General features: G+C 68.8%; 17 protein-coding genes and 3 pseudogenes. 9 read left to right on the top strand and 11 right to left on the bottom strand.

Features of this window, described 5'->3' with window-relative positions; translation table 11 throughout:
- Positions 1–54: 54 nt before the first annotated feature.
- The 5 genes and pseudogenes from N6H00_RS00360 to N6H00_RS00340 all read right to left on the bottom strand — a co-directional run bounded on the left by N6H00_RS00360 (position 55) and on the right by N6H00_RS00340 (position 5,661).
- Positions 55–1,039: pseudogene (locus N6H00_RS00360) on the bottom strand (IS481 family transposase).
- A 332-nt stretch (positions 1,040–1,371) separates the two neighbouring features.
- Positions 1,372–1,947 carry a saccharopine dehydrogenase NADP-binding domain-containing protein gene (locus N6H00_RS00355; RefSeq protein ID WP_268969456.1) on the bottom strand — a complete coding sequence of 192 codons (576 nt, stop codon included), beginning with the start codon at positions 1,945–1,947 and terminating at the stop codon, positions 1,372–1,374.
- A gap of 48 nt (positions 1,948–1,995) precedes the next feature.
- Positions 1,996–2,463, bottom strand: a complete 468-nt coding sequence (locus tag N6H00_RS00350) for a zinc-binding dehydrogenase (protein WP_268969455.1) — start codon at positions 2,461–2,463, stop codon at positions 1,996–1,998.
- Between the two features lie 52 nt (positions 2,464–2,515).
- Positions 2,516–3,994: a class II fumarate hydratase gene (gene fumC / locus N6H00_RS00345; RefSeq protein ID WP_268969454.1), complete on the bottom strand. Its 1,479-nt coding sequence runs from the start codon at positions 3,992–3,994 to the stop codon at positions 2,516–2,518.
- Positions 3,991–5,661, bottom strand: a complete 1,671-nt coding sequence (locus N6H00_RS00340; protein WP_268969453.1) for an NAD-dependent malic enzyme — start codon at positions 5,659–5,661, stop codon at positions 3,991–3,993. The genes fumC and N6H00_RS00340 overlap by 4 nt, the downstream gene beginning before the upstream one ends.
- Before the next feature lie 520 nt (positions 5,662–6,181).
- Here N6H00_RS00340 and N6H00_RS00335 point away from each other — a divergent pair.
- Positions 6,182–6,883, top strand: a complete 702-nt coding sequence (locus N6H00_RS00335; RefSeq protein WP_268969452.1) for a hypothetical protein — start codon at positions 6,182–6,184, stop codon at positions 6,881–6,883.
- A 69-nt stretch (positions 6,884–6,952) separates the two neighbouring features.
- Positions 6,953–7,618: pseudogene (locus N6H00_RS00330) on the top strand (thioesterase II family protein); the annotation flags it as partial.
- Positions 7,619–7,647: 29 nt separating this feature from the next.
- On the opposite strand, the gene N6H00_RS00325 reads toward N6H00_RS00330, so the two are convergent.
- Positions 7,648–8,190, bottom strand: a complete 543-nt coding sequence (locus N6H00_RS00325; RefSeq protein WP_268969451.1) for a class I SAM-dependent DNA methyltransferase — start codon at positions 8,188–8,190, stop codon at positions 7,648–7,650.
- A 339-nt stretch (positions 8,191–8,529) separates the two neighbouring features.
- Here N6H00_RS00325 and N6H00_RS00320 point away from each other — a divergent pair, with 339 nt between their 5' ends.
- Positions 8,530–9,822 (top strand): IS256 family transposase, encoded by a 1,293-nt coding sequence (locus tag N6H00_RS00320; protein ID WP_268969450.1) that lies wholly within the window; start codon positions 8,530–8,532, stop codon positions 9,820–9,822.
- On the opposite strand, the gene N6H00_RS00315 is transcribed toward N6H00_RS00320, so the two are convergent.
- The 5 genes from N6H00_RS00315 to N6H00_RS00295 all read right to left on the bottom strand — a co-directional run bounded on the left by N6H00_RS00315 (position 9,805) and on the right by N6H00_RS00295 (position 15,154).
- Entirely contained in the window at positions 9,805–10,317 is a 513-nt protein-coding gene (locus N6H00_RS00315; RefSeq protein WP_268969449.1) for a hypothetical protein, read from the bottom strand. The genes N6H00_RS00320 and N6H00_RS00315 overlap by 18 nt on opposite strands.
- A gap of 197 nt (positions 10,318–10,514) precedes the next feature.
- Complete coding sequence (locus N6H00_RS00310; RefSeq protein ID WP_268969448.1) at positions 10,515–10,676, bottom strand: hypothetical protein; 162 nt, start codon at positions 10,674–10,676, stop codon at positions 10,515–10,517.
- A gap of 361 nt (positions 10,677–11,037) precedes the next feature.
- Entirely contained in the window at positions 11,038–12,129 is a 1,092-nt protein-coding gene (locus N6H00_RS00305; RefSeq protein WP_268969447.1) for an ABC transporter ATP-binding protein, read from the bottom strand.
- Entirely contained in the window at positions 12,122–13,912 is a 1,791-nt protein-coding gene (locus N6H00_RS00300; protein ID WP_268969446.1) for an ABC transporter permease, read from the bottom strand. The genes N6H00_RS00305 and N6H00_RS00300 overlap by 8 nt, the downstream gene beginning before the upstream one ends.
- A 57-nt stretch (positions 13,913–13,969) precedes the next feature.
- Positions 13,970–15,154 (bottom strand): ABC transporter substrate-binding protein, encoded by a 1,185-nt coding sequence (locus N6H00_RS00295; RefSeq protein WP_268969445.1) that lies wholly within the window; start codon positions 15,152–15,154, stop codon positions 13,970–13,972.
- A gap of 259 nt (positions 15,155–15,413) precedes the next feature.
- On the opposite strand from N6H00_RS00295, the gene N6H00_RS00290 reads away from it, so the two are divergent.
- The 6 genes and pseudogenes from N6H00_RS00290 to N6H00_RS00265 all read left to right on the top strand — a co-directional run.
- Positions 15,414–16,397 (top strand): phosphoglycerate dehydrogenase, encoded by a 984-nt coding sequence (locus N6H00_RS00290; RefSeq protein WP_268969444.1) that lies wholly within the window; start codon positions 15,414–15,416, stop codon positions 16,395–16,397.
- A 33-nt stretch (positions 16,398–16,430) separates the two neighbouring features.
- Positions 16,431–17,267 carry an IclR family transcriptional regulator gene (locus N6H00_RS00285; RefSeq protein WP_268969443.1) on the top strand — a complete coding sequence of 279 codons (837 nt, stop codon included), beginning with the start codon at positions 16,431–16,433 and terminating at the stop codon, positions 17,265–17,267.
- A gap of 49 nt (positions 17,268–17,316) precedes the next feature.
- Positions 17,317–17,970, top strand: a complete 654-nt coding sequence (locus N6H00_RS00280; protein WP_268969442.1) for a hypothetical protein — start codon at positions 17,317–17,319, stop codon at positions 17,968–17,970.
- 34 nt (positions 17,971–18,004) lie between these two features.
- The gene (locus N6H00_RS00275; RefSeq protein ID WP_268969441.1) at positions 18,005–19,120 is read left to right on the top strand and encodes an amidohydrolase family protein; all 1,116 of its coding nucleotides are present in this window, start codon (positions 18,005–18,007) and stop codon (positions 19,118–19,120) included.
- On the top strand, positions 19,104–20,444 hold the full coding sequence (locus N6H00_RS00270; protein WP_268969440.1) for an MFS transporter: 1,341 nt from the start codon (positions 19,104–19,106) through the stop codon (positions 20,442–20,444). The genes N6H00_RS00275 and N6H00_RS00270 overlap by 17 nt, the downstream gene beginning before the upstream one ends.
- Before the next feature lie 269 nt (positions 20,445–20,713).
- Positions 20,714–20,944 (top strand): annotated as a pseudogene (locus N6H00_RS00265) (MFS transporter); the annotation flags it as partial.
- Between the last annotated feature and the right edge of the window lie 15 nt (positions 20,945–20,959).

The following is a 20,959-nucleotide window of genomic DNA, read 5'->3' as shown; positions in this document are numbered from 1 at the left end:
GGTCTGCATAGGGCCGCCGGCCCGCTGGCCCGCGGCCTTATGGGTCTGGCATGACTAGCTGTGTTGACCCGCAGGGTTGTTGACGCGACTGATGGGTGGTCGACCGTCGAGTGCGGTGTGGCACCGGTGGTAGTTGTAGGTGTGGAGGAAGTCCGCCAGGGCCTCGATGCGCTCGGCGTTGCTGGAGTACGGGCGCACGTACGCCCACTCGTCGAGCAGGGTGCCATTTAGGCGTTCGACCTTGCCGTTCGTCTGCGGGCGATAGGGGCGCGTGCGTTTGTGGACGATGCCGGCGGCGCTGAGGGTCTGCGAGAACAGCCGGGATCGGTACCAGGAGCCATTGTCCGTGAGGACGCGTTCGACGGTGATGCCGTGGCCGACGAAGAAGGCGTTGGCGCGCTCCCACAAGGCGGCGGTCTCCTTATGTTCGTCGGTCAGGACCTCGCTGTAGGCGAGCCGGGAGTGATCGTCGGTGGCTGTGTGGACGAAGCTGTAGCCGATCACGGGACTGCCGCCCTTGCGTGCGTGCGTGGGTGGTGGCCTGCCGGTTGCCGGTGGCCTGCTGACGGGGCATGATCCGGTGTCCGCCGCTCTCGGGGATGTTGCCGAGCTTCTTGATGTCGACGTGGATGAGCTCACCGGGAAGCTCGCGTTCGTATCGGCGGATGACCTGGCCGGTGGGCCGATCCAACCAGCGGAGGCGGTTCAGGCCGTGGCGAGGAAGGACGCGGTGGACCGTCGAAGCGGGCAACGCCAGGATCGGTCCGATGCGTGCGGGGCCGAGCTTGCCTTCGCGCCGCAGCTCACAGATGCGGTTCTCGATGTCTGCGGGCGTGCGGTGCGGAGTGGACCTGGGCCGGCTGGAGCGGTCATACAGGCCCGGATCGCCTTCGGCGCGCCAGCGGCGGACCCGCTTGTGGGCGGTGGCGCGGGAGATGCCCATCTCATCAGCTACGTGGGCGACGGGCCTGCCGGACCGGACCCGGTCGACCAGGAGCCTGCGGCCATGGACGGTCAGTCGGGCATTGGGGTGAGACACGACGACCTCTGCAGTGGTGGGGAGCGGCGCGTGGAGGTGGGGGACGGCCCACCTCCACGCGCTGGTCATCTATCGCCCGCTGATCACACGCAGCCGCGCTGCCTGCCCCAGCGCCCGCAGCCCGTGTTGCAGGGGGCCTGATGACGACAACTGGCTTGCTCCAAACGCGACAGCGGTGGTCAGCGATGGCTGCCACCGACAAGCTGGCTCATCGGGCAAGATCGGTGGCAAGTCGCCGTCGGCCGCGCTAGGGCAGCAGGTACGCGGCGCCGCAGGATTCGGCGAGGGTGGGGCCGAAGAGGGCGGCCGGGGTGTATGCGCCAGGTCGGCCCTCACCGGCCAGCAGTCGCCGGGCGATCTCTGCGGCCACTGCTTCGGTGTACTCCTGGGCGTCGCCCAGGCGCAGCCAGCCCTCTCGGGTCTCGCCATCCGGCCAGGTCACGACGGTGTGCCCCCAGGAGTGATCGCGCGGACGCTCCTTCACACAGCTTCATCACGACGCTCTCGGTGGCGGTCACGCCGAACCCGGCACCGGTGACCAGCGTATGGCCCGCCTGGGTGGCAGCGTGGTGCATCTCGTACGCGGCGGAGAGCGCCTCGACATCGTTCGCCAGGTCGATGTAGTGGCTGCCGACGGCACGGCAGGCGTCGATTACCTCAGGGGCCGTTGTGGTGAACGGACCGACCGTGTTGATGACCACGGCGGGGCATTGCTGCCGGATTTCCGCGGCGGCGGCCGCAAGGGAAGGGGCCAGGAGTGTTTCGCTGCCGGTCTGCTGTGCCGCGGCGTGCAGGCGGTTCGCGTCCCGGCCGACGAGGACGGCTGTCAGGCCGAGCCGGGCGAGCTGTGCTGCGATGGTGCGGCCGCTGCGACCGGTGCCGCCGAGCACCCAGATCTGCGCAGTCATGAGAAGGAGCTCCTGTGGTGGGGGCGAGGGTCGGCCGGATGTCAGGGGTCACTCGGTCGTGATGATGAGCTTGCCGCCCTTGGGCGTGCCATCGCGCTCGAGTTCGGTGAGCGCCTTGATGGCCTCGGTGAGCGGCACCGTGCGGGCGATCGGCACCCGCAGGGTGCCGCGTCCAGCGGCGCGCGCGACCTCCTCGAGGTCCGCCGTGACGGGCCTGGTGACCAAGACGTTGTACGGGCCCGGCAGTGCGCTCTTTGCGATGTTCGCGGGGGTGGGGTGGATGCTGACGATGCGTCCGCCTGGCTTCAGCATCTTCTTCGTTGCGTCAGTCGGGAGCGTGTCGGCAGTGTCGAGGACGAGGTCGAATCGGCCACTGAGCGTCGTCGGGTCGAGGCCGAATTCGACGATTGGGTCGAGGCCGAGATCGCGCGCGTCTTGTGTGGCGGTGTCGCGGCAGCTGCCTCCCACTGAGGCGCCGTGCGCCAGCGCGATGCTTCGCCCGAGGGTGAGGCCCACGCGCGCGGTGCAGATGACGAGAGCAGTCAGCGTGGTGCTCGAAATTTGGGCCCTACGGCGATCGATGAGGCGGGCGGGCCATGGCGGCTGGGTTGGCGATGCGGTCGAAGTCCTCGGTGCTGATAGAGCCGGAGTCCAGTGCGGCCTCACGCAGGGTGGTGTCCTCCTCGTCGGCCTTGTGCGCGATGGCCGAGGCTTTGTCGTAGCCGATGACTGGGGAGAGGGCGGTGACCAGCATGAGGGACCGGTCGACATAGGAGTCGATTTGGTCGCGGTGCAGCTGGGCGCCCTCGATGCAGTACTGGCGCAGGTTGGCGCAGGCGTCGGTGAGGATGGTGGCCGCGTGCAGGAAGTTGTTGAAGATGACCGGTCGCATGGCGTTGAGCTCGAAGTTGCCCTGCGAGGCGGCGAAGGCGACGGCAGCGTCCTCGGAGAGAACCTGGAGGCAGACCATGACCATCGCCTCGCACTGGGTCGGATTGACCTTGCCCGGCATGATCGAGGATCCCGGCTCGTTGGCCGGGAGGATCAGTTCGCCCAGGCCGCAGCGGGGCCCTGAGGCCAGCCACCGGATGTCATTGGCGATCTTCATCAGCGGCACGGCAAGGGCACGCAGGCCGGAGGAGGCGCTGGCCATGGCATCCAGGCCACCCTGGGCGGCGAACTTATTCTCCGCGGTGCGGAAGGGGTAGCCGGTCGCGGCGGCGATCTTGTTGGCGATCTGCTCGCCGAAGCCGGGTGGGGCGTTCAGCCCGGTGCCGACTGCGGTGCCGCCCGCGGCGAGCTCGTACAGGCCCTCGGCGGAGGCGGTGACTTGGTCGACGGCTTGTGTCAGTTGGTGGGCGTAGCCGGACCACTCCTGTCCGACGGTGAGCGGGACCGCGTCCTCCAGATGGGTGCGGCCGATCTTCACCACGTCGCGCCACTGCTCCGCCTTGACCTCGATCGCCCGCTGAAGCGCCTGCACGCTGGGCAGCAGGTGCTCGTGGACCGCCTTGACCGCGGCGACGTGCATGGCGGTGGGGAAGGTGTCGTTGGAGGACTGCCCCATGTTGACGTGGTCGTTGGGGTGGATCGGGGACTTGCTGCCCAGCTCGCCGCCGACCAGCTGGATCGCCCGGTTGCTGATCACCTCGTTGGTGTTCATGTTGGACTGCGTCCCGGACCCGGTCTGCCACACATACAGCGGGAAGTGGTCGTCGAGCCGGCCCGCGATGACCTCGTCAGCGACCTTCTCGATCAGGTCGCCCTTCCAAGCCGGCAGCCGCCCGGCCCGCCCGTTGAGGATCGCGGCCGCCTTCTTGACGTAGCCGTAGGCGTGGTAGACCGCCTTGGGCATCCGGTCGTTCCCGATGGAGAAGTGGATCAGAGACCGCTGCGTCTGGGCACCCCAGTACCGGTCCGCCGGTACGTCGATCGCGCCCATCGAGTCCGTCTCCCGCCGGGTTCCGGTCGCGTCCAGACCAATGGGCACGTCGAGAACCTCCGGGGTGTCCTCGTCCTTGCCCGCGCCCGACTGCCGCGCGGTCATGCCGTCGCTCCGTCGCCGTAGACGGGCTCCCACATGGCCTGGCGGACGGCTTGGCCGGGATCGGCCGGCTCGCTGGTGGCCACGCCCTCGCCGACCGCCGTTTCGACCACCGCCGCTGCGGTCATCGCGGAGAACTTGCGCAGGTTCTCCACAGGCGGCAGCAGGGAGGCGCCCGGTGCGCTGACGTCGACCTGGTCGGCCACCGCCCGAGCAGCTGCGAGCAGCATCCCATCGGTCACCCTCGATGCGCCGGAAACGATCGTACCCAGGCCCAGCCCGGGATACAGCAGCGCGTTGTTGGCCTGCGCGATCTCGTAGGTCACCCCGTCGTGCTCGACGGGTGGGACGGGGATTCCGACGGCGACCAAAGCCTTGCCCTTCGACCAGGCGATGACGTCGGCCGGCATGGCCTCGATGCGCGAGGTCGGGTTGGACAGCGGGAGGATGATCGGACGCTCGGTGCCCTCGGCCATGGCCTCGACGACATCGCGGGTGAACGCCCCGTGCACGGTGGAGGTGCCAAGCAGGATCGTCGGCTTGACCTGCTTCACGGTTTCCAGAAGGGAGACCCCGCCGTCGTCCTTCCTCCAATCGGCGACCTCCGACGGATCGCGCGCGTAGGACTGCTGGAAGTCACGCAGGTCACTTGTGCCGCGGGTGAGCAGGCCCGGCTTGTCGATCAGCCAGACCTGGGCCGTGGCCTGCCGGCGGCCCGCACCGTCACGAACCATGGCATCGCGCAGCTGGTCGGCGATGCCCACCCCGGCGGTGCCCGCGCCGAAGACCACCACCTTCTGCTCTCGCATCGGCACATCGCTGACCTTGATGGCCGACAGGGCTGCGGCCAGGGTAATGGCACCGGTGCCCTGCATGTCGTCGTTGAAGATTCGGTAGCCGCCGTAGGTCTCCAGGATCCGCCGGGCGTTGCTGGGGCCGAAGTCCTCGAAGTGCAGCAGCGCACGCGGGAACATTGCCGAGGCCGTCCGCAGGTACGTCTCGACGAACGCGTCGTAGTCGGCCCCCCGGACCCTGGGGTGCCGGTTGCCCAGATACAGCGGATCCTTCAGCAGCCCCTCGCGGTCCGTTCCCACATCCAGTGACACGGGGATGACGCGGGCCGGGTCGATGCCGGCTGCCGCGGAGTAGACCGCCAGCTTGCCGACCGCGATCTGAATGCCGCCCACGCCCCAGTCGCCGATGCCCAGGATCTGCTCCGCGTCGCTGCACACGATCAGGTCCACGTCCTCGGGCCCGAGTTGGAGCGTGGCGAAGGCCTTCTCGATGTCCTCGGGCCGGTCGATGGACAAGAAGACGCCGCGCGGGCGGCGGTACTCATGGGAGTACTTCTCGATCGCCTCGCCCACCGTGGGGTCGTACACGACCGGCAACAACTCCACCAGGTGATCGGTGAGCACCTTGTAGTACAGAGTCTCATTGCGGTCGTGCAGCTGCTCCAGATACACGTTCTTGGCCAGGTCACCGTCCTGAGCCTGCAGCTGCTGGTACGCGCGCTGCGCCTGCTGCTCCAGAGTCAGTACCGCGGACGGCAGGCGCCCGGTCAGGCCCAACTCGTCCCGGTCCACTTGCGTGAACCCCACACCCCGGTTGCGGAGTGGATCAGTCAGAACGCGTGGAGTAGCCGGAGTCCGCGCGGTGTGCTTGGCCATCATTGCTCTCCCTATGCGCGTGTGCAGGCTGATACCGCCCCGGCGGGCCTGGGCCGGGAGCGTCACCCAGGTCCGTCACTACCGTACGCAGGCACCTGTCCCTACCGCTCGTTGATGTTGAGCCGGTTCGCCGGATCAACCGGGATTGCCGCCGCGGCCGGGACAATTGCGCGGGTATCCCCGCCGAGCCTGCCGGCACATGCTTGGCCTCACCACTATCGGCGATCGTTCAACGCCCACGACGCGGATCGCGCTTGGAGAATTGCCTGCACCGTGCCGTCTGTGCAGGCACGATGTCTCTTCGGGCAGCTCAGGTCGCCATCGCGACGAACTGGGTGAGGCGTACTGCGAAAGTGAAGCTCGGGGAATGTCCGGCTCGCATCCAGTCGCGTCAGCACGTGCGGAGGGTTGTGCTCATCAGCCGGCCTCGTCCAGCCACTCAGTGACGGCGTCGGCAGCCTGTCGGCTCAGTCCGGTGGTAGGAGCCGATACGCCTGGTGTGGTCTCCGGGCTGCCTCCCATGACCTACGAGGGCAGTACCCGCGTCGTCGAGCGCGCGCTCGACTCGATGCACTCCCATGCCCTGCTGGAGGGCCTGCGCAGGCGGGGCGCGCACCCGGCTGACGCTGTGCTGGCGGCTGCGGCGGGTGCGGCCGCCGCTGATCTGGGCTGCCGTGCTGTCCGGGTCGTGATGGAACTGCATGGTCGTGAAGAGGAGGTGGTCGGCGGTGCGGACGTGTCCCGGACCGTGGGCTGGTTCACGGCCTTGGTTCCCGTGCTGGTCGAGGCGGCGTCGGGCGCCGGGCCGCGTGAGGTGCTCGACAGCGCTCGCGAGGCCTGTTCACGCCATGCCCTCGAACATGGTCTGTGGCGGTACGGTGCTTCGGACACCACCGTTCGTTCCCGGCTTGAGGGGGCGGAACGCCCGTGGGTGAGTGTGAACTATCTGGGCGGGCTCGGATCGGTGTTCACCGGTACGGCCGGACGCGGCGACGACGGCTTGGTGGAAGTTCCGTTGCCGTACCGGGGCGACCGGGGCCCGGGTAACCCCCGGCCGTTCCACTGGGAGTTCAGCGCCTATACGACGGGGGACGAGCTGAGGTTGCGGCTGGCGCACGCGGGCGACAGCGGCCAGGCGGAACGCCTTTTGGACATGGCCTGCGACTACCTCCGCTCCCTCGCCGCCGTCCTGGGCACGGCAGATCAGGAGGAGTCGCGGTGAGCCGGAACTGGCTGGTGGACCTGGTGTCCGCCAAGCGGCCGGGGCGGATGGCGTACCTGTTCCCCCACGCGAGGGGCGGGCGTCAGCGCGGTGCTGGCGCTGGGCCGGGCCCTGGCACCGGACCCCCACCCGGTGGCGGTCCGTCTGCCCGGCAGGGAATCGCTGCTCGACCAGGCTCCCATCGCCGACCTCCCGGCCGTGGCCGAGCGGCTGGCGGACGCTATCCGTACGCACGCGGGTGAGGCGCAGATCATCCTTTGCGGCCACTCGTCAGGGTCGGTGCTGGCGTACGAGACAGCCCGTGCGCTGGAGCCGGAGAATGCCGCTCTGCTCGCCGTCTCGGCACAACAGGCGCCGGGGACACCTGTCCGCACGGCCGCCGGGGGTTGGGACCTCCCGGACGACCAGTTCTTCGCCCGGGTCGTCGCGGACGGCTACCTGCCCGCCGAGCTGCTCGATGCGCCGGACGTCCTGGAGATGGTGGCCCCGGCGCTGCGCGCGGACTACCGGGCGACCTACGAGTACCTCACCGGAACCACCCAGTGGGCACCCGTGGCGTCGCCGATCCTCGCCATCCGTGCCACGGAGGACGAGACCGTCACCGAGGGGGACATCGCCGCGTGGGCGGCGCTGACGACGAGCGGCCACACGACTGCGCTGATCGCCGCCGGACACAACCTGCTGCGCGATCGTCCGGTGGAGCTGGCCGACGCGCTTCGCCACGCGCTGCCCTGAGCGCGGGCCCGGCGGCGGGCGGCGGGCGGTCAGGGCCTGCGGTGCACGGAAACCGCGTACTCCCCGCCGGTGTAAGGGTTCCGGGACCAGGTTGCGTACCTGGCTTCGAGGGTGAGTCCCGCCGCACGGCAGTGGGCGTCGTAGTCGTCCAGGGTGTAACCGCGGTCCAGGGAGAACCCGGCGACCAGGCGCCCGCCCGGCCGGGCGTGACTCGCTACCCCGGCCACCAGGGCCGGTTCCGTTCCCGGTGGGGTGAACAGGGGGACGTTGCCCGCCATCACCACAAGGTCGAACGGCTGTCCGAGGTCGAGTCCCACCAGGTCGCGCTGATACCAGCTGATCCCCGGCGCGCGGCGCCGGGCGGTGGCGAGCATCGACTCGTCGATGTCCACGCCCGCCACGGCGATCCCGTGGCGGGCCAGCTCTATGGCCACCCGCCCGGTGCCGCAGCCCGCGTCGAGGACCGTGGCCGGTGCGAAGGAACGGACCAGCGCGGCTTCACCATGGACATCCCCTCCCTCGAGGGCGATGCGGTCGAACCGGGCCTGGTACTCCTCACCGTTCCACGTCATGCGGCCACCCTGGCACACCCGCTGCTTCGCCCCAAGGCCGATTTCCGGCGCTTCCGCCGGAGGCCATGGACCGCGAGGCCGCGGTGGACCGGGAGCCGGGGCCGTGTTGTTCGCCGTCGGGCTGCGCCAGTGGTAACCGTCCCCGTCCGAGGCAGCGCGCCTCGAGAGCATGTTGCAGACCATCTTGACCAGCGTGTCGCGGTGGCAGGCGACCGACACGGTGACGGCGCCCTGGGCGGCGGCGTGCTGCAAGCGACTGACGACGTAGGGAGTACGGCCACTGGCAGAGAGCCGACGACGGGACGTTCGGTGTAACTCCCGATCATGGAAGATGCATCGATGTCCAGTGAGAACGTGTCCGAGGCTGAGGCCGTCGAGCCTACGAAGGCTGCGCGGGTGAAGGCCGTGGACGAACAGTTGATCGACGAGCTGGTGAGCCGAGCGCAGGCCGAGGGTCTGCAGCTGACCGGCGAGGGCGGGCTGCTGCAGCAGCTGACCAAGCGGCTGCTGGAGTCCGCCCTGGAAGGCGAGATCACCGACCACCTCGGCTACGACAAGCACGAGCCGGCGGGCAAGAACGGCGGCAACTCCCGCAACGGCAAACGCTCCAAGACCGTGCTGACCGACGTGGGGCCGGTGGAGATAACCGTGCCCCGCGACCGGGAAGGCTCCTTCGAGCCCATGATCGTCAAGAAGCGGCAGAAGCGCCTGCCCGGCGTCGACGAAATGGTGATCTCGCTGGCCGCGAAGGGCCTGACCACCGGCGAGGTCCAGGCCCATCTGGCCGAGGTCTACGGCGCCGACGTCTCCCGCCAGACCATCTCCACCATCACCGACAAGGTCCTCGAGGGCATGGCCGAATGGCAGAGCCGACCCCTCGACACCGTCTATCCGGTGGTCTTCATCGACGCCATCCACGTGAAGATCCGCGACGGCGCGGTCGCCAACCGGCCCATCTACGTGGCCCTGGCCGTCACCACCGAGGGCCGGCGCGAGATCCTCGGGCTATGGGCCGCCGGCGGCGGCGAGGGCGCCAAGCACTGGCTGCACATCCTCACCGAGATCAAGAACCGGGGCGTGAGCGATGTGCTCATGCTCGTCTGCGACGGTCTCAAGGGCCTGCCCGAGGCGGTGGAGACGGTCTGGCCCCGTACCATCGTGCAGACCTGCGTGGTCCACCTGCTGCGGAACTCCTTCCGCTCTGCAGCCCGCCAGGACTGGGACAAGATCGCCAAGCTCCTCAAGCCCGTCTGCACCGCACCGACCGAAGAAGCCGCCCTGGACCGGTTCGCCGAGTTCGCCGACGCGTGGGGCAGGAAGTATCCGGCGATCGTGAAGCTGTGGGAGAACACATGGGAGGAGTTCACCCCTTTCCTGCGGTTCGACACCGAGATCCGCCGCATCGTCTGCACCACCAACGCGATCGAGTCGGTCAACGCTCGGATCCGGCGAGCGGTCAAGTCCCGCGGACACTTCCCGAACGAGCAGGCCGCCCTGAAGTGCGTCTACATGGCCATCATGTCGCTCGACCCCACCGGCAAGGGCCAGGCTCGCTGGACCATGCGCTGGAAGACCGCGCTGAACGCCTTCGACATCACCTTCGACGGCCGACTCTCAGCCGCCCGCCACTAACCAACCACCCCAGTCACACCGCTCGTTTGACAGACCCGCTGTCCGGTAGCGGCAGCGCGGCGCGGACGTAACCGCGTCGAGCTGTTTGCGCAGCCAGCCACGATCGACGAGTCTGACCAGCTTCGGCTCCAGCTTGGACCGCACGCTGACGTCAATTCCCAGCGCATCGCCGACCTGCCGGTCCATGACCGGACCGGCGGCCTGCCGCACGGCGGCGAGGATGCGCTGGTAGTCCGGCGGAAGGGTGGTGTCCTCCATGTCCGGTGTGCGGTGCGGGATCAGCATCACCGCACGTCCGCCCACCTGCCCGGGCGCCGGCGCGACAAAGGCGCGTTCGTCGGCGAGCTGTTCGCTCATCCGCTCCAGGACCCGCTCGGCGACGGCCGGCTCGTCCTGCTCGGCCCGCACCTCCGCCAACTGCTTGGCCAGCCGTTCTTCGAGTTCGTCCAGTTCCGCGCGCCGCGCGGTGATCCGTTCCAGCAGTTCGGGGTCCATGCACCGGATCGTAGGAGGCCACCCGGCCACAGCGAGCAGAAACCGGCTGCAGGTGACGCGAAGCCGACTGCTGATCCTTTGTGTGTGCAGTCTCGTGGACAGTTCAGATGCCGCGGGATCAGCAGTGGACTTCGCCAGGTCCGCTGAGACGACGATGGTGGCGTCCAGGACCCGGGAGCGTTGGCGAGAGGCAGTGATCAGCCGGTCTTCCAGCCCACCGGGCCGGTCTCGTCAGCGACCACGAGCTTGTCGAATATCGATATGCTCCTCTGCAGGTCCCGCGCGGTGATCGGACGCCGCGCCGCGATGCCGGGAGCGGAGTCAGGGGACGTCATCAGGGCGGTCGTCTTTTTCGACACGCAGAGCGGAACGAGTCCTGCCCAGCACGGTGAAGTGAGGCTGCCGTCTTCGCCGCAGGCCTGCATTCGCAACAGCGCTTCTCCCCCACGTGGACGCGCACGTGAGAAGCATGGCGACTTGTCGTGCGGACTGGTCAACAAAACACTGCTGGCCCTGCCCCGTCGGCCCGGACCCAGCACCGTTGCCGTGTTCAGGTAGGGGCCAGGGGCGTGGTCGGCGCGGAGCCCAGTGGCCCGGCGGCACTCAACGGTGCCCCTCGTGCTCGCCCTGACCGCGGGTGCCCTCTCCCGCTCTCCCGAACTGGTCGCCGAGACCAAGGCGGGCCTTCAACCGCTCTGAAGCGGCGCACACCGGATCGAGCTACGCCTTGGGATAGACGAGGCAGTCGCCGGCGCGCAAATGGACGCTTGTGTCGGCGGCGGCCCGGTGGGTCGGGCTCTCGGCGAGAAGGGTGAGGTCGCCGATGGACAGCCGGTACTCGTAGTGGGCTCCGGTATACGCCCTGTCGACGATGGTCGCCTGCAACACGCTGCCCTGGTCCTCCTCGGCGGCGGTCTCGTCCGCGAAACGGACGCGTTCGGCGCGCAGGCCAACCGTCACACGTTGTCCGTCCTGGAGGTCATCGGTGCGGGGGACGCGCAGGTGCTGCTCTGTACCGGAGAGCGACACCCGTACCGTCCTGGTGTCATCGGCTGTGATGTGCACGGTCCCGTCGAGGAGGTTGCAGCGGCCGATGAACGCCGCGACCTCGGGCGTTGCAGGTGTCTCGTAGATCTCGGCGGGTGTGCCGACCTGCTCCAGCCTTCCGCCCAGGAACACCGCGATGCGGTCACTGAGGGACATGGCCTCGACCTGGTCGTGTGTGACGTACACGGTGGTGATGCCCATCTCCCTCTGAAGGTCCTTGAGCCACGCGCGCGCCTGGTCGCGCATCTTGGCGTCCAGGTTGGAGAGCGGTTCGTCGAGGAGGAGAACGCCGGGGGAGTAGACGATGCCGCGGGCGAGGGCGACGCGCTGCTGCTGGCCGCCCGAGAGCTGATGCGGGTAGCGGTTCCTGAGTTCGAGCAGGCCGACCTTGTCGAGGGCCGCGTCGATGCGGCGGTCGCGTTCGTCCGCTGGCAGCTTGCGCAGCTTGAGGGGAAAGGCCAGGTTGTCCGCGACTGTCATGTGGGGCCACAGGGCGTAGGACTGAAAGACGAGCCCGAGGTTGCGGCCCTCCGGTGGCACAGTGGTGTCACGGCGCCCGTTGAAGAAGACGTCGTCGCCGACGCGGATGGTGCCGGAGTCGGGGTCCTCCAGGCCCGCGACGCAGGCAAGGGTCGTGGACTTGCCGCAGCCGCTCGGGCCGAGGAGAGTGAAGAACTCCCCGTCGGCGACGGTGAACTCGACGTCCGTGAGCACGGTGGTGCCCGAGAAGGACTTGCTGATGTTCTCGACGGCGAGCTCAGGCATGGGGCGCACCCTTCTTTTCCTTGATGAACAGGTTCACAAGACTTGCGGCGACGACGGTGACGGCGATCTGGATGGTGGAGAGTGCGGCGACGGATCCGGTCTCTCCCTGAGTCCACAGCTCGACGGCGGTGGTGCCGATGACCTGGGAGTCCGAGCCCGCGAGGAACATCGCCGGCGCGTATTCGCGGATCATCTGCACCCAGATGAGCAGGAACGATGCGACGAGTGCCGGAGCGATCAGGCGCAGGAGCACGCGAGTGACGGTGCGCCACCAGTCGGCGCCAGCGACGCGGGCGGCGTTGTCGAGTTCCTGTCCCAGCTGGAGTACGGCGGGTGAGATGGAGCCGAAGGAGGAGGGCAGGGCGCGGATACCGAAGGCGATCACGACGGCGACGAGTGTTCCCTGGGTCGCGCTGATCGGGGACGGCGCGAGCGCGATGGCCCAGAACAGGCCGATGCCGATGATCAGTCCGGGGATCGCCTGCGGTGAGAGGGCGAGGACCTCGAGCCATCGGCCGAGGCGGAACCGGGACCGTCGTGCCGTGAGTACGACGAGTGCTCCGAAGAGTGTGACCGCGGCGGCCCCGGTGAGCGCGACGACGAGGCTGTTCGTGATCGACTGCGCGTATGGTTCGTAAGCGAAGATCAGCCGGAAGTTGTCGAGGGTGAGCGTGGAGAACGGGGAGATCAGTGGCGACAGGAATCGGCTGAACGCCCGCAGTACCAGGGCCGCCATGGGCAGCAGCACACCGAAGCCGAGATAGAGGGTGACGAAGCCGAAGCCCAGCCAGCGCCAGGCGCCGATGTCGAGGCTGCCGCGGCGCGTTGCCTTGCCGCGCACGCTCACGTACCTCTGGGCATGCTTGAGCAGACGGATCTGCAACAGGGACAGGCACACGGTCGCGGCGAGGATCAGCGTGGATGCGGCGCCGAGCAGCCCGTAGTCGGGACGCAGGGCCTCCATGCCGTGGCTGTAGAGGAAGCTGGAGAACATCTCGATGTCATTGGGCTCACCGAGGATCAGCGGGATCGACAGGGTCTCGACCGCGGTGCCGAAGATCAGCAGACTCGCATAGAGAACCGGTGGGCGCAGCATCGGCAGGACCGTCGAGCGCAGCACACGGGCGGGCTTCGCGCCGCAGACGCGGGCTGCGTGTTCGAGGGAGGCGTCCGACGACGCAAGGGCGTTGGCACAGAACAGATAGGCGATGGGGGCCTGTGCGACGGCCTCGACGAACGCCATGCCAGGCAGGCTGTACAGGTCCCAGGGGACGATGCCGAGGGCGTTGTGCAGGGCGGCGCTGACGAACCCGGCGGGCCCGTACATCACGATCCATCCGAAGGCGAGGACCAGCGGTGAAAGGTAGATCGGCCACCGCACGATCTGCGCGAACAGCCGGGCTCCGGGGAAACGGGTCCGGGTGAGCAGTACGGCCATGGGGACAGCGATGGCAAGGGCGAACAGCGTAGTGAGCACCGCGAACAGGAGTGTGTTGACGACCGTGTGTCCGAAGCCGGCCTCGGTGAACAGTCGGACGTAGTTGTCCAGGACAAAGGCGCCGCCGCCCTCGTACAGGGGCCGGTCGCGCAATGACTGGTACAGGATGGGGACGACCGGTGCCAGGACGAGCACCGCTGTCAGGAGGAAGACGGCGTAGTGGATGCCGACTTCTCTGCCCGCGCCGCGCCAGCGACGGTAGCGCGGCGGCCGGTGGTGCGCGGGGGGTGTGGGCGGGGTGGGCCGTGGCGGACTGGGTGCCAGGGCCGATGGCTGCTGAGGCATGGGGGCTCTCCGGGACGTGCTGAGGGGCGAACGAGGGGCGGGCCGGCGACGCGGCCGCTACTTCCTGGCGCTGTCCCAGCGGCGCTCGTACGCCGCGTGCGCGTTGTCCGCGACGCCCTTGTACGGGGCGAGGAACACGCGGTTCTTGCCCAGACGGCGGATCAGGCCCTGGTACGGCTCGATGCCGCCGGCGCCCTCGGTGCCGGGGCGATAGGGGCCCAACCCGCCGGAGACCGCGTCCTGTTGCCCCGCCGCGGACAGCACGTAGTCGAGGAACAGCCGGGCGGCGTTGGGGTGGGGCGCGGTCTCGACGATGGAGACGGCGCGGGGCACTGCCACCGTGCCTTCCTCGTAGAAGGTCCAGCCGAGGAGGCCGCCGCTGCGCTCGGCGATCGGGATGGCGACGGTGCCGCCGACGTGGACGGCGGCGTCGTACTCGCCGGAGATGACCTTCTCGGTCAGTGATCCGGAGGAGTTCTCCGGGCGGCAGAAGGGCAGCAGGCGGCGGAGGTGGGACCAGCCGCCCGGTGCGTGTGTGGTGTAGGTGGAGTTGCTGGAGTAGCCGAAGGGATTCGTCGTGTCGTAGATACCGATCTTGCCCCGGTATCTGGATGGGTGCGCCTCGCACAGGTCGGCCATGCTGCGCAGGCCCTTGGGGTGCTGCGAGGGGGCGAGGGTCTTGCGGTTGTAGAGCACCACGTTCGGGTCGGTGGACAGCACGAAGACGCGCGGGAGGATCTGGGCGAAGTCCGGCAGTCTGCTCAGTTCCACGGACTCGTAGTCGAGGGCGATGTCCCGCTGCGCGTAGTCGGCCCAGTCGGTGGGGGAGATGGAGAGGAGCAGGTCGACAGGGGAGCCGCCGGTCGCCCGCTCGCTGTAGTAGCGCTGGAAGACGGCCGAGCTGCTGAAGTTGGTGGCTCGTACCCGGCTGATCCAGGGGTAGCGACGGGTGAAGCCGTCGAAGAGGGGCTGGAGCGCGGTCTGCGGCGTGTTGCTGTACAGCAGCAGTTCGTCCTCGCGGCGGGATGCGTCCACCAACCGCGCGTAGTGGGCCGGGTAGTAGTCCGGCAACGCGGGTGCCTCGGCGTTCTTGTGGTCCTCGGCCGTGCATCCCGTGAGAGGTGCGCCGAGCCCGAGCAGGGCCCCGGAGGCGAGAAGTCCCTGGAGCGCTCGTCGGCGGGGCGGGGCCGGACTCCTGCCCGGTGGGCGTTGCTCGGGGTGAGGGTGGCGGGGCGGGTACATCGGTTCACCTCTGAAAGTGACGGCTCTTGCACCACAGCTGAGGGCGGGCGGCAAGGGGGCGCAGCGTGGGCGGACGCTGGCTTGGCGTGACGACGCGTCCGGGCTCTCGATCGACCCCCGCACCATGGCGTGCACTTCCCTCGTAAGGCAAGACCTGTGAACTAAAAATTGGAAGAAGCTCTCGCTAGATGAAAGTAGATATTGCGTAGCGAGTGTTTCGGGTCTTAGATGGGTGCTCCCAGAGATTGAGGAGGTCTCCGTGCCCGATCCTCGGGTCCTAGTGACGACCCAGTACCTGAGCCCGGACGACGAGGTGGACGCGCTCCTGCGCGCCGAGGGATGTCAGACCCTGCACAGTCCTTGGTCGGGCCACCGGGACCCCGGTGAGCTGGCGGGCCTGCTCAGCGACGTGGACGCCGCGATCGTGGGGGCGGACCCCTTCACGGCCGCGGTCCTGGAAGCGGCCCCGCGGTTGCGCGTGATCTCGCGCACCGGTGTGGGCTACGACGCGATCGATGTGGCCGCGGCCGCCGAACTCGGCATCACTGTCTGCAACACGCCGGGCGTGAACCGCAACAGCGTCGCCGAGACAACGCTCATGCTCATGCTCATGAGTGCCCGCCGGGCCGCGGAAAACCTTGAGGACGTACGCGTCGGCAACTGGCGCCGGCTGCCCGGTGTCGAACTGCGAGGGGCGACGCTGGGCCTGATCGGCTGCGGGCGCATCGGACAGGCCGTCGCGGACCTCGCGCTCGCCTTCGGCATGCGGGTCCTCGCCTACGATCCCTTCCCCGACCTGGACTTCGCCCAGCGCGCGGGGGTCGACTTCGCGTCCGCCGACGAGGTGGTCGAGCGCAGTGACTTCCTCAGCCTGCACCTCTTTCTGTCGGACGAGACCCGGCACTGGTTGAACGCGGAGCGCCTAGCGCGGATGAAGCCGACGGCCCATGTCATCAACACGGCTCGCGGCGGGGTCCTCGACCAGGTTGCGCTCGCCGCGGCGCTGGCCGAGGGCAAGCTGGCCGGCGCTGGCCTCGATGTCATCGAGGGCGAGCCGCTCGCGGCCGACAGCCCGTTGCGGCAGATCCCCAACTGTGTGGTCACACCGCACATCGGCGGGTCCACCGTCCAGGCCCGCCGGCGCAGCGGAATCGAAGCGGCACACAACGTGCTGCGTGTCCTGAAGGGGGAGGCTCCCCGCAACGTCGTCAATCCGCAGGTACTGCAGCAGGCGGTCCCGTAGTCCGGCCGAAGTGGCCAGATAGTCTCTCGCCAGGTGAGAACAACTCTCCGCGAGGACAGTGATGAGGGGACGGACGGCGTGACCGACGAGAGCACACGGCCCGCAGGTGACAACAAGGGTGGCAGCGCCAATCTGCGAGCACTGGAGCGAGCCCTGGACGTCCTGGAGACCTTCAACGACTCCAAGGCTCCGTTGCGGCTCACGGACATCGCCAAACGCACCAATCTGCACCTGGCCACGGCGCAACGCATCCTCGCCGTGCTCGAGCGGCGCGGATACGTGAGCCGTGCGGACCGTGACTACCGCATGGGACTCGCGCCCCTGCTGGCCGCCCACACCTACCTGACCACCAGCGAACTGACGCTCATCGCCACCCCGGTGCTGCAAGAACTCATGCTGGCCTCCGGACTCACGGCTTCCCTGTTCGTGCGCATCGATCATGCGCGGGTGGCCGTACAGCGCATCGAGGGGCCCACGCCCCTGCGCTACCAGCTGCCCATCGGGCAGCGGCTGCCCTTGCACAAGGGCATCGGCAAGCTGCTCCTGGCCGACCTGGACGACGGGGAGGTCAAGGAACTCGTGTCCGCGTCCCTCGCCGCCACGCCGCCTGCCGAACGGGAGGACATCGCCCTGCCCGCCCTCCTGGCCCAGCTGCCCGAACTGCGGGCGCAGGGCTACATCGTCGCCGCCAACGAGCGGGTGGCCGGCACCGCAGCAGTGGCCGCCCCCGTCATCAACAGCGCCGACGGCCGGTACATGGCAATCGCCTCCGTCACCGGCCTGTCGAAGGACATCGACGACGCACGTGCCGAAGCCCTGGTGGTCGAGGTGCGGCGCGCCGCCGACGCCATCTCCACCCGACTGAGCTGACCCACGTCGCACGGCGCGGGAGCTCACCAGACTCAAGGAAGCCACTTCAGTGACTGACTCTCCCGACGTCCTGCGCCGTCTGGCCGCCCTTCCCGTCGCCAACGTCGGCGACGCCATGGACCGCTTGAACGTGTGCCAGTCCGTCCTGCGGACCATGTGTCCGGGGCTGACCCTGGCCGGCCCCGCCTACACCGTGCGCACCAGGCCCGGTGACAACCTCTACATCCACAAGGCCCTCGCCGGACTCGAGCCGGGGCAGATCCTCGTCGTCTCGGGCGGCGGCGACATCGACCGCGCCCTCATCGGGGAACTCATCGCCGGACGCGCGGTCGCCAAGGGCTGCGCCGGCATCGTCATCGACGGCGCGGTCCGCGATGTCGCCGTCCTCCAGGCCCTCGGCATCCCCGTGTTCGCCCGGGCCGTCACCCCCGCCGGCCCGTACAAGGACGGCCCCGGTGAACTGGACGTCCCGGTCGCCGTGGCCGATGTCGTGGTACGCCCCGGCGACTACGTGCTCGGTGACGACGACGGAGTGGTGGTCGTGCCACGGGAGCGCGCCGCGACTGTCGTCGCGCGTGCCGAGGACAAGCAGCGCCAAGAAGACGCCAAGCGCACCGAGATCGCAGCGCAGCTCGGACTTGAAGCCTTCCCCCCCCGGCGCCTGACACGGTCGGCGGCGCCCGCCCTGGGCGCCGCCCCGTGACACGAGACAAAGCCCCCAAGGACGTGGTGCTTTCATGCAGTACTCCAACGCCGGGGCGGCCGGCGGACTCCCATCCGGCGTGCACGCCCCGGTGCGAGAAGACTGGCTCGCGCTCGTCGACGAGCCCCTCGCGCTCCCGGACATCCCCATCATCGACGCCCACCACCATTTGTGGGACCGTCCGAACCACACCTACCTCGCGGAAGAACACCTCCAGGACCTCGCCACCGTTCCCACGGTCATGGCCACCGTCTACGTCCAGTGCCGGTCGTCGTACCGCACCGACGGGCCGAAGGAGCTCAAGCCGGCGGGAGAGGTGCGCTTCGCCCGGCGGATCGCCGAAGACATCCGTAGAACACACCCCTCGGCCCCCGACGTGTGCCGTGCCGTCGTGGCCGGAGCCGACCTGACACTCGGGCGCCGGCTGGCGGGTGTCCTCGACGTCATGCAGGACGAGGCCAAGGGCCGACTGCGCGGCATACGCAACCAAACCGCCTGGCACGTCGATCCCCGTGTTTCCAGCTCGCCGTTCCGGCCGGTCGCCGACCGGCTCATCGACCCGGAGTTCCAGGCCGGGGTAAGGGCCCTGGCACAGCGCGACCTGAGCGTGGACGTGTGGGCGTACCACACTCAGCTCCCGCAGGTCCGTGAACTCGCGCGGACCTGCCCCGACACCACCATCGTCGTCGACCACATGGGCGGTCCTCTCGGTGTCGGCCCCTACGCGCACGCCCGCGGTGACGTCCTCACCGAGTGGGACCGGGAGATGACGGAACTGGCCCGGTTCCCCAACGTTCACCTGAAGCTCTCCGGCGTAGGACTGCGTGTGCTCGGATTCCGCTTCGACGAGCGTTCGGCCCCGCCCAGCTCCGAACGGCTCGCGTCCGCGATGACGCCACTGATCGAGACATGTCTTCGCCGGTTCGGTCCCGAACGCTGCATGTTCGCCAGCAACTTCCCCGTGGATAAAGGCATGTTCGGCTACCGCGTGCTGTGGAACGCCTTCGCCCGGACGGTCGCGGATCTGTCACCCGCCGAACAGGCCCGGCTCTTCCACGGAACGGCCGAGTCGGTCTACCGAATGGGCCTTTCGACGAGCACCGCCGCACTTCGCCCTTCCCAGGAGGAGCCCCATGATCAGCCTGCGTAAGAACCCCTCCCCGGAAGCCCACGAGGTGGAGAAGACCACCATCCGGCAGATATCGATCCGGCTGCTCCCCGTCCTCCTGCTCGGGTACCTGGTCGCCTATATCGACCGGTCCAATGTCGGCTTCGCCGCGATCCACATGAACGACGACATCGGTCTGAGCTCCTCCCAGTTCGGCTTCGGGGCCTCGGTGTTCTTCCTGGCCTACGTGGCCCTGGAGGTCCCCAGCAACATCGCGCTCAACCGCTACGGGGCCCGCGTCTGGCTCGCGAGAATCATGATCACGTGGGGGCTCGTCGCCGCCGGCATGGCCTTCGTCGCCGGCCCCACGTCCTTCACTGTCATGCGCGTGCTGCTCGGCGCGGCCGAGGCCGGCTTCTTCCCCGGCGTCATCCTCTACCTGACCTTCTGGTATCCGCCGGCCTACCGGGGCCGGGTCATCGCCCTGTTCAGCATGGCCATTCCGCTGGCGAGCGTGCTGGGCTCACCCCTCTCCGGCTATCTGCTGCGTCTGCAGGGCCTGCTCGGCCTGCACGGATGGCAGTGGCTGTTCATCATCGAGGGCATCCCCGCCGCCGTTCTCGGTGTCGTCGCGCTCTTCGCGCTGCCCTCGCATCCGAACAACGCACGGTGGCTCTCCGCGGAGCAGCGTGCCTGGCTCGAGAACAAACTGCGGGCGCAGGAGCCGACCTCCGAGGGGCGCCATGTCCCGATGCGGAAAACCCTGCTGAACAAGCGAGTTCTGCTGCTGTCGCTCGTCTACGCGTCCACAGCAGCGATCAGTCAGGCACTGTCCGTGTGGCAGCCCCAGATGGTGAAGGGCTTCGGGCTCTCCGACACACAGGTCGGCTGGCTCAACGCCATCCCCTTCGCCATCGCCACGATCCTGATGGTCCTCTGGGGCAGGGCCTCCGACCGCGGCAGCGGGCGGGTCCGCTTCACGGTGATCCCCATCGCCCTTTCGGCGGTGGCCCTCGCCTTCGTGCCGCTCGCCTACGCGTTGCCCGTCTTCCTGCTCGTCCTGTCCACCGTGCTCGTGGGGACCTACGCCGCGAAGGGCCCGTTCTGGAGCCTGTCGACACAGTGGCTGAGCCGGCGCGAGGCCGTCGCGGGCGTAGCGGTGATCAATTCCCTGGGGTCGCTCGCGGCCTTCGGGGGGAACTGGCTCGTGGGCGGAATCAAGGACCGCACCGGCAGCTTCACCCTGGCGCTGATGCCGCTCATGGCCCTGGCCGCCGTCAGTGTCCTCGCCCTGATCGTCGCCGCGCGCGCCGAGCGCAGGAGTGACATCGACGCTGCACCCGCCCAGCAGGAACTGGGCGTGTAGCGGCCTGCGCAGGCGGGTCGTGAACCCACCGGCTCCACGCAACCAACGAAGAGCTTTCTCTCGAACTGAGCAGGATGGTATGCCGCGCATCATTCCTCCGTCGGGATCGCACACTGATGACTCGCCGTCGTCGACGCCCGGCCTGACCGGGCAACTGCCTCGCGTGCCCAAGAGCGTCTGGCGGATCTCCCTGGCCGGCGGGGCCGGGTCCGCGATCGAGTACTACGACTTCAGCCTGTACGCCAACATGGCGATCCGGTGGGGAGGCGAGCGGGGCCTCGACGTACATCGCGGAGAACTCTCCCGCCACCCTCCGCGGCTTCTTCGGGGCCTTCACGCCGGCCGGGATCGCGGTGGGAACGGCGCTCGCCGGGGGCCTGGCGGCGCTGTGTTCGTTCGTCCTCTCCGACGACCAGATGCACGCCTTCGGTCGGCGCATCCCGTTTCTGATGTCGCTGCCCCTCGCGATCCTCTGCGTCGTCCTGCGCCGTTCCCTGCCGGAGGCGCCGCGCACG

This window comes from Streptomyces sp. S465, from assembly GCF_026898115.1.
GTDB lineage: Bacteria > Actinomycetota > Actinomycetes > Streptomycetales > Streptomycetaceae > Streptomyces > Streptomyces luomodiensis.
This window is presented reverse-complemented; position numbering and strand designations above follow the sequence as displayed.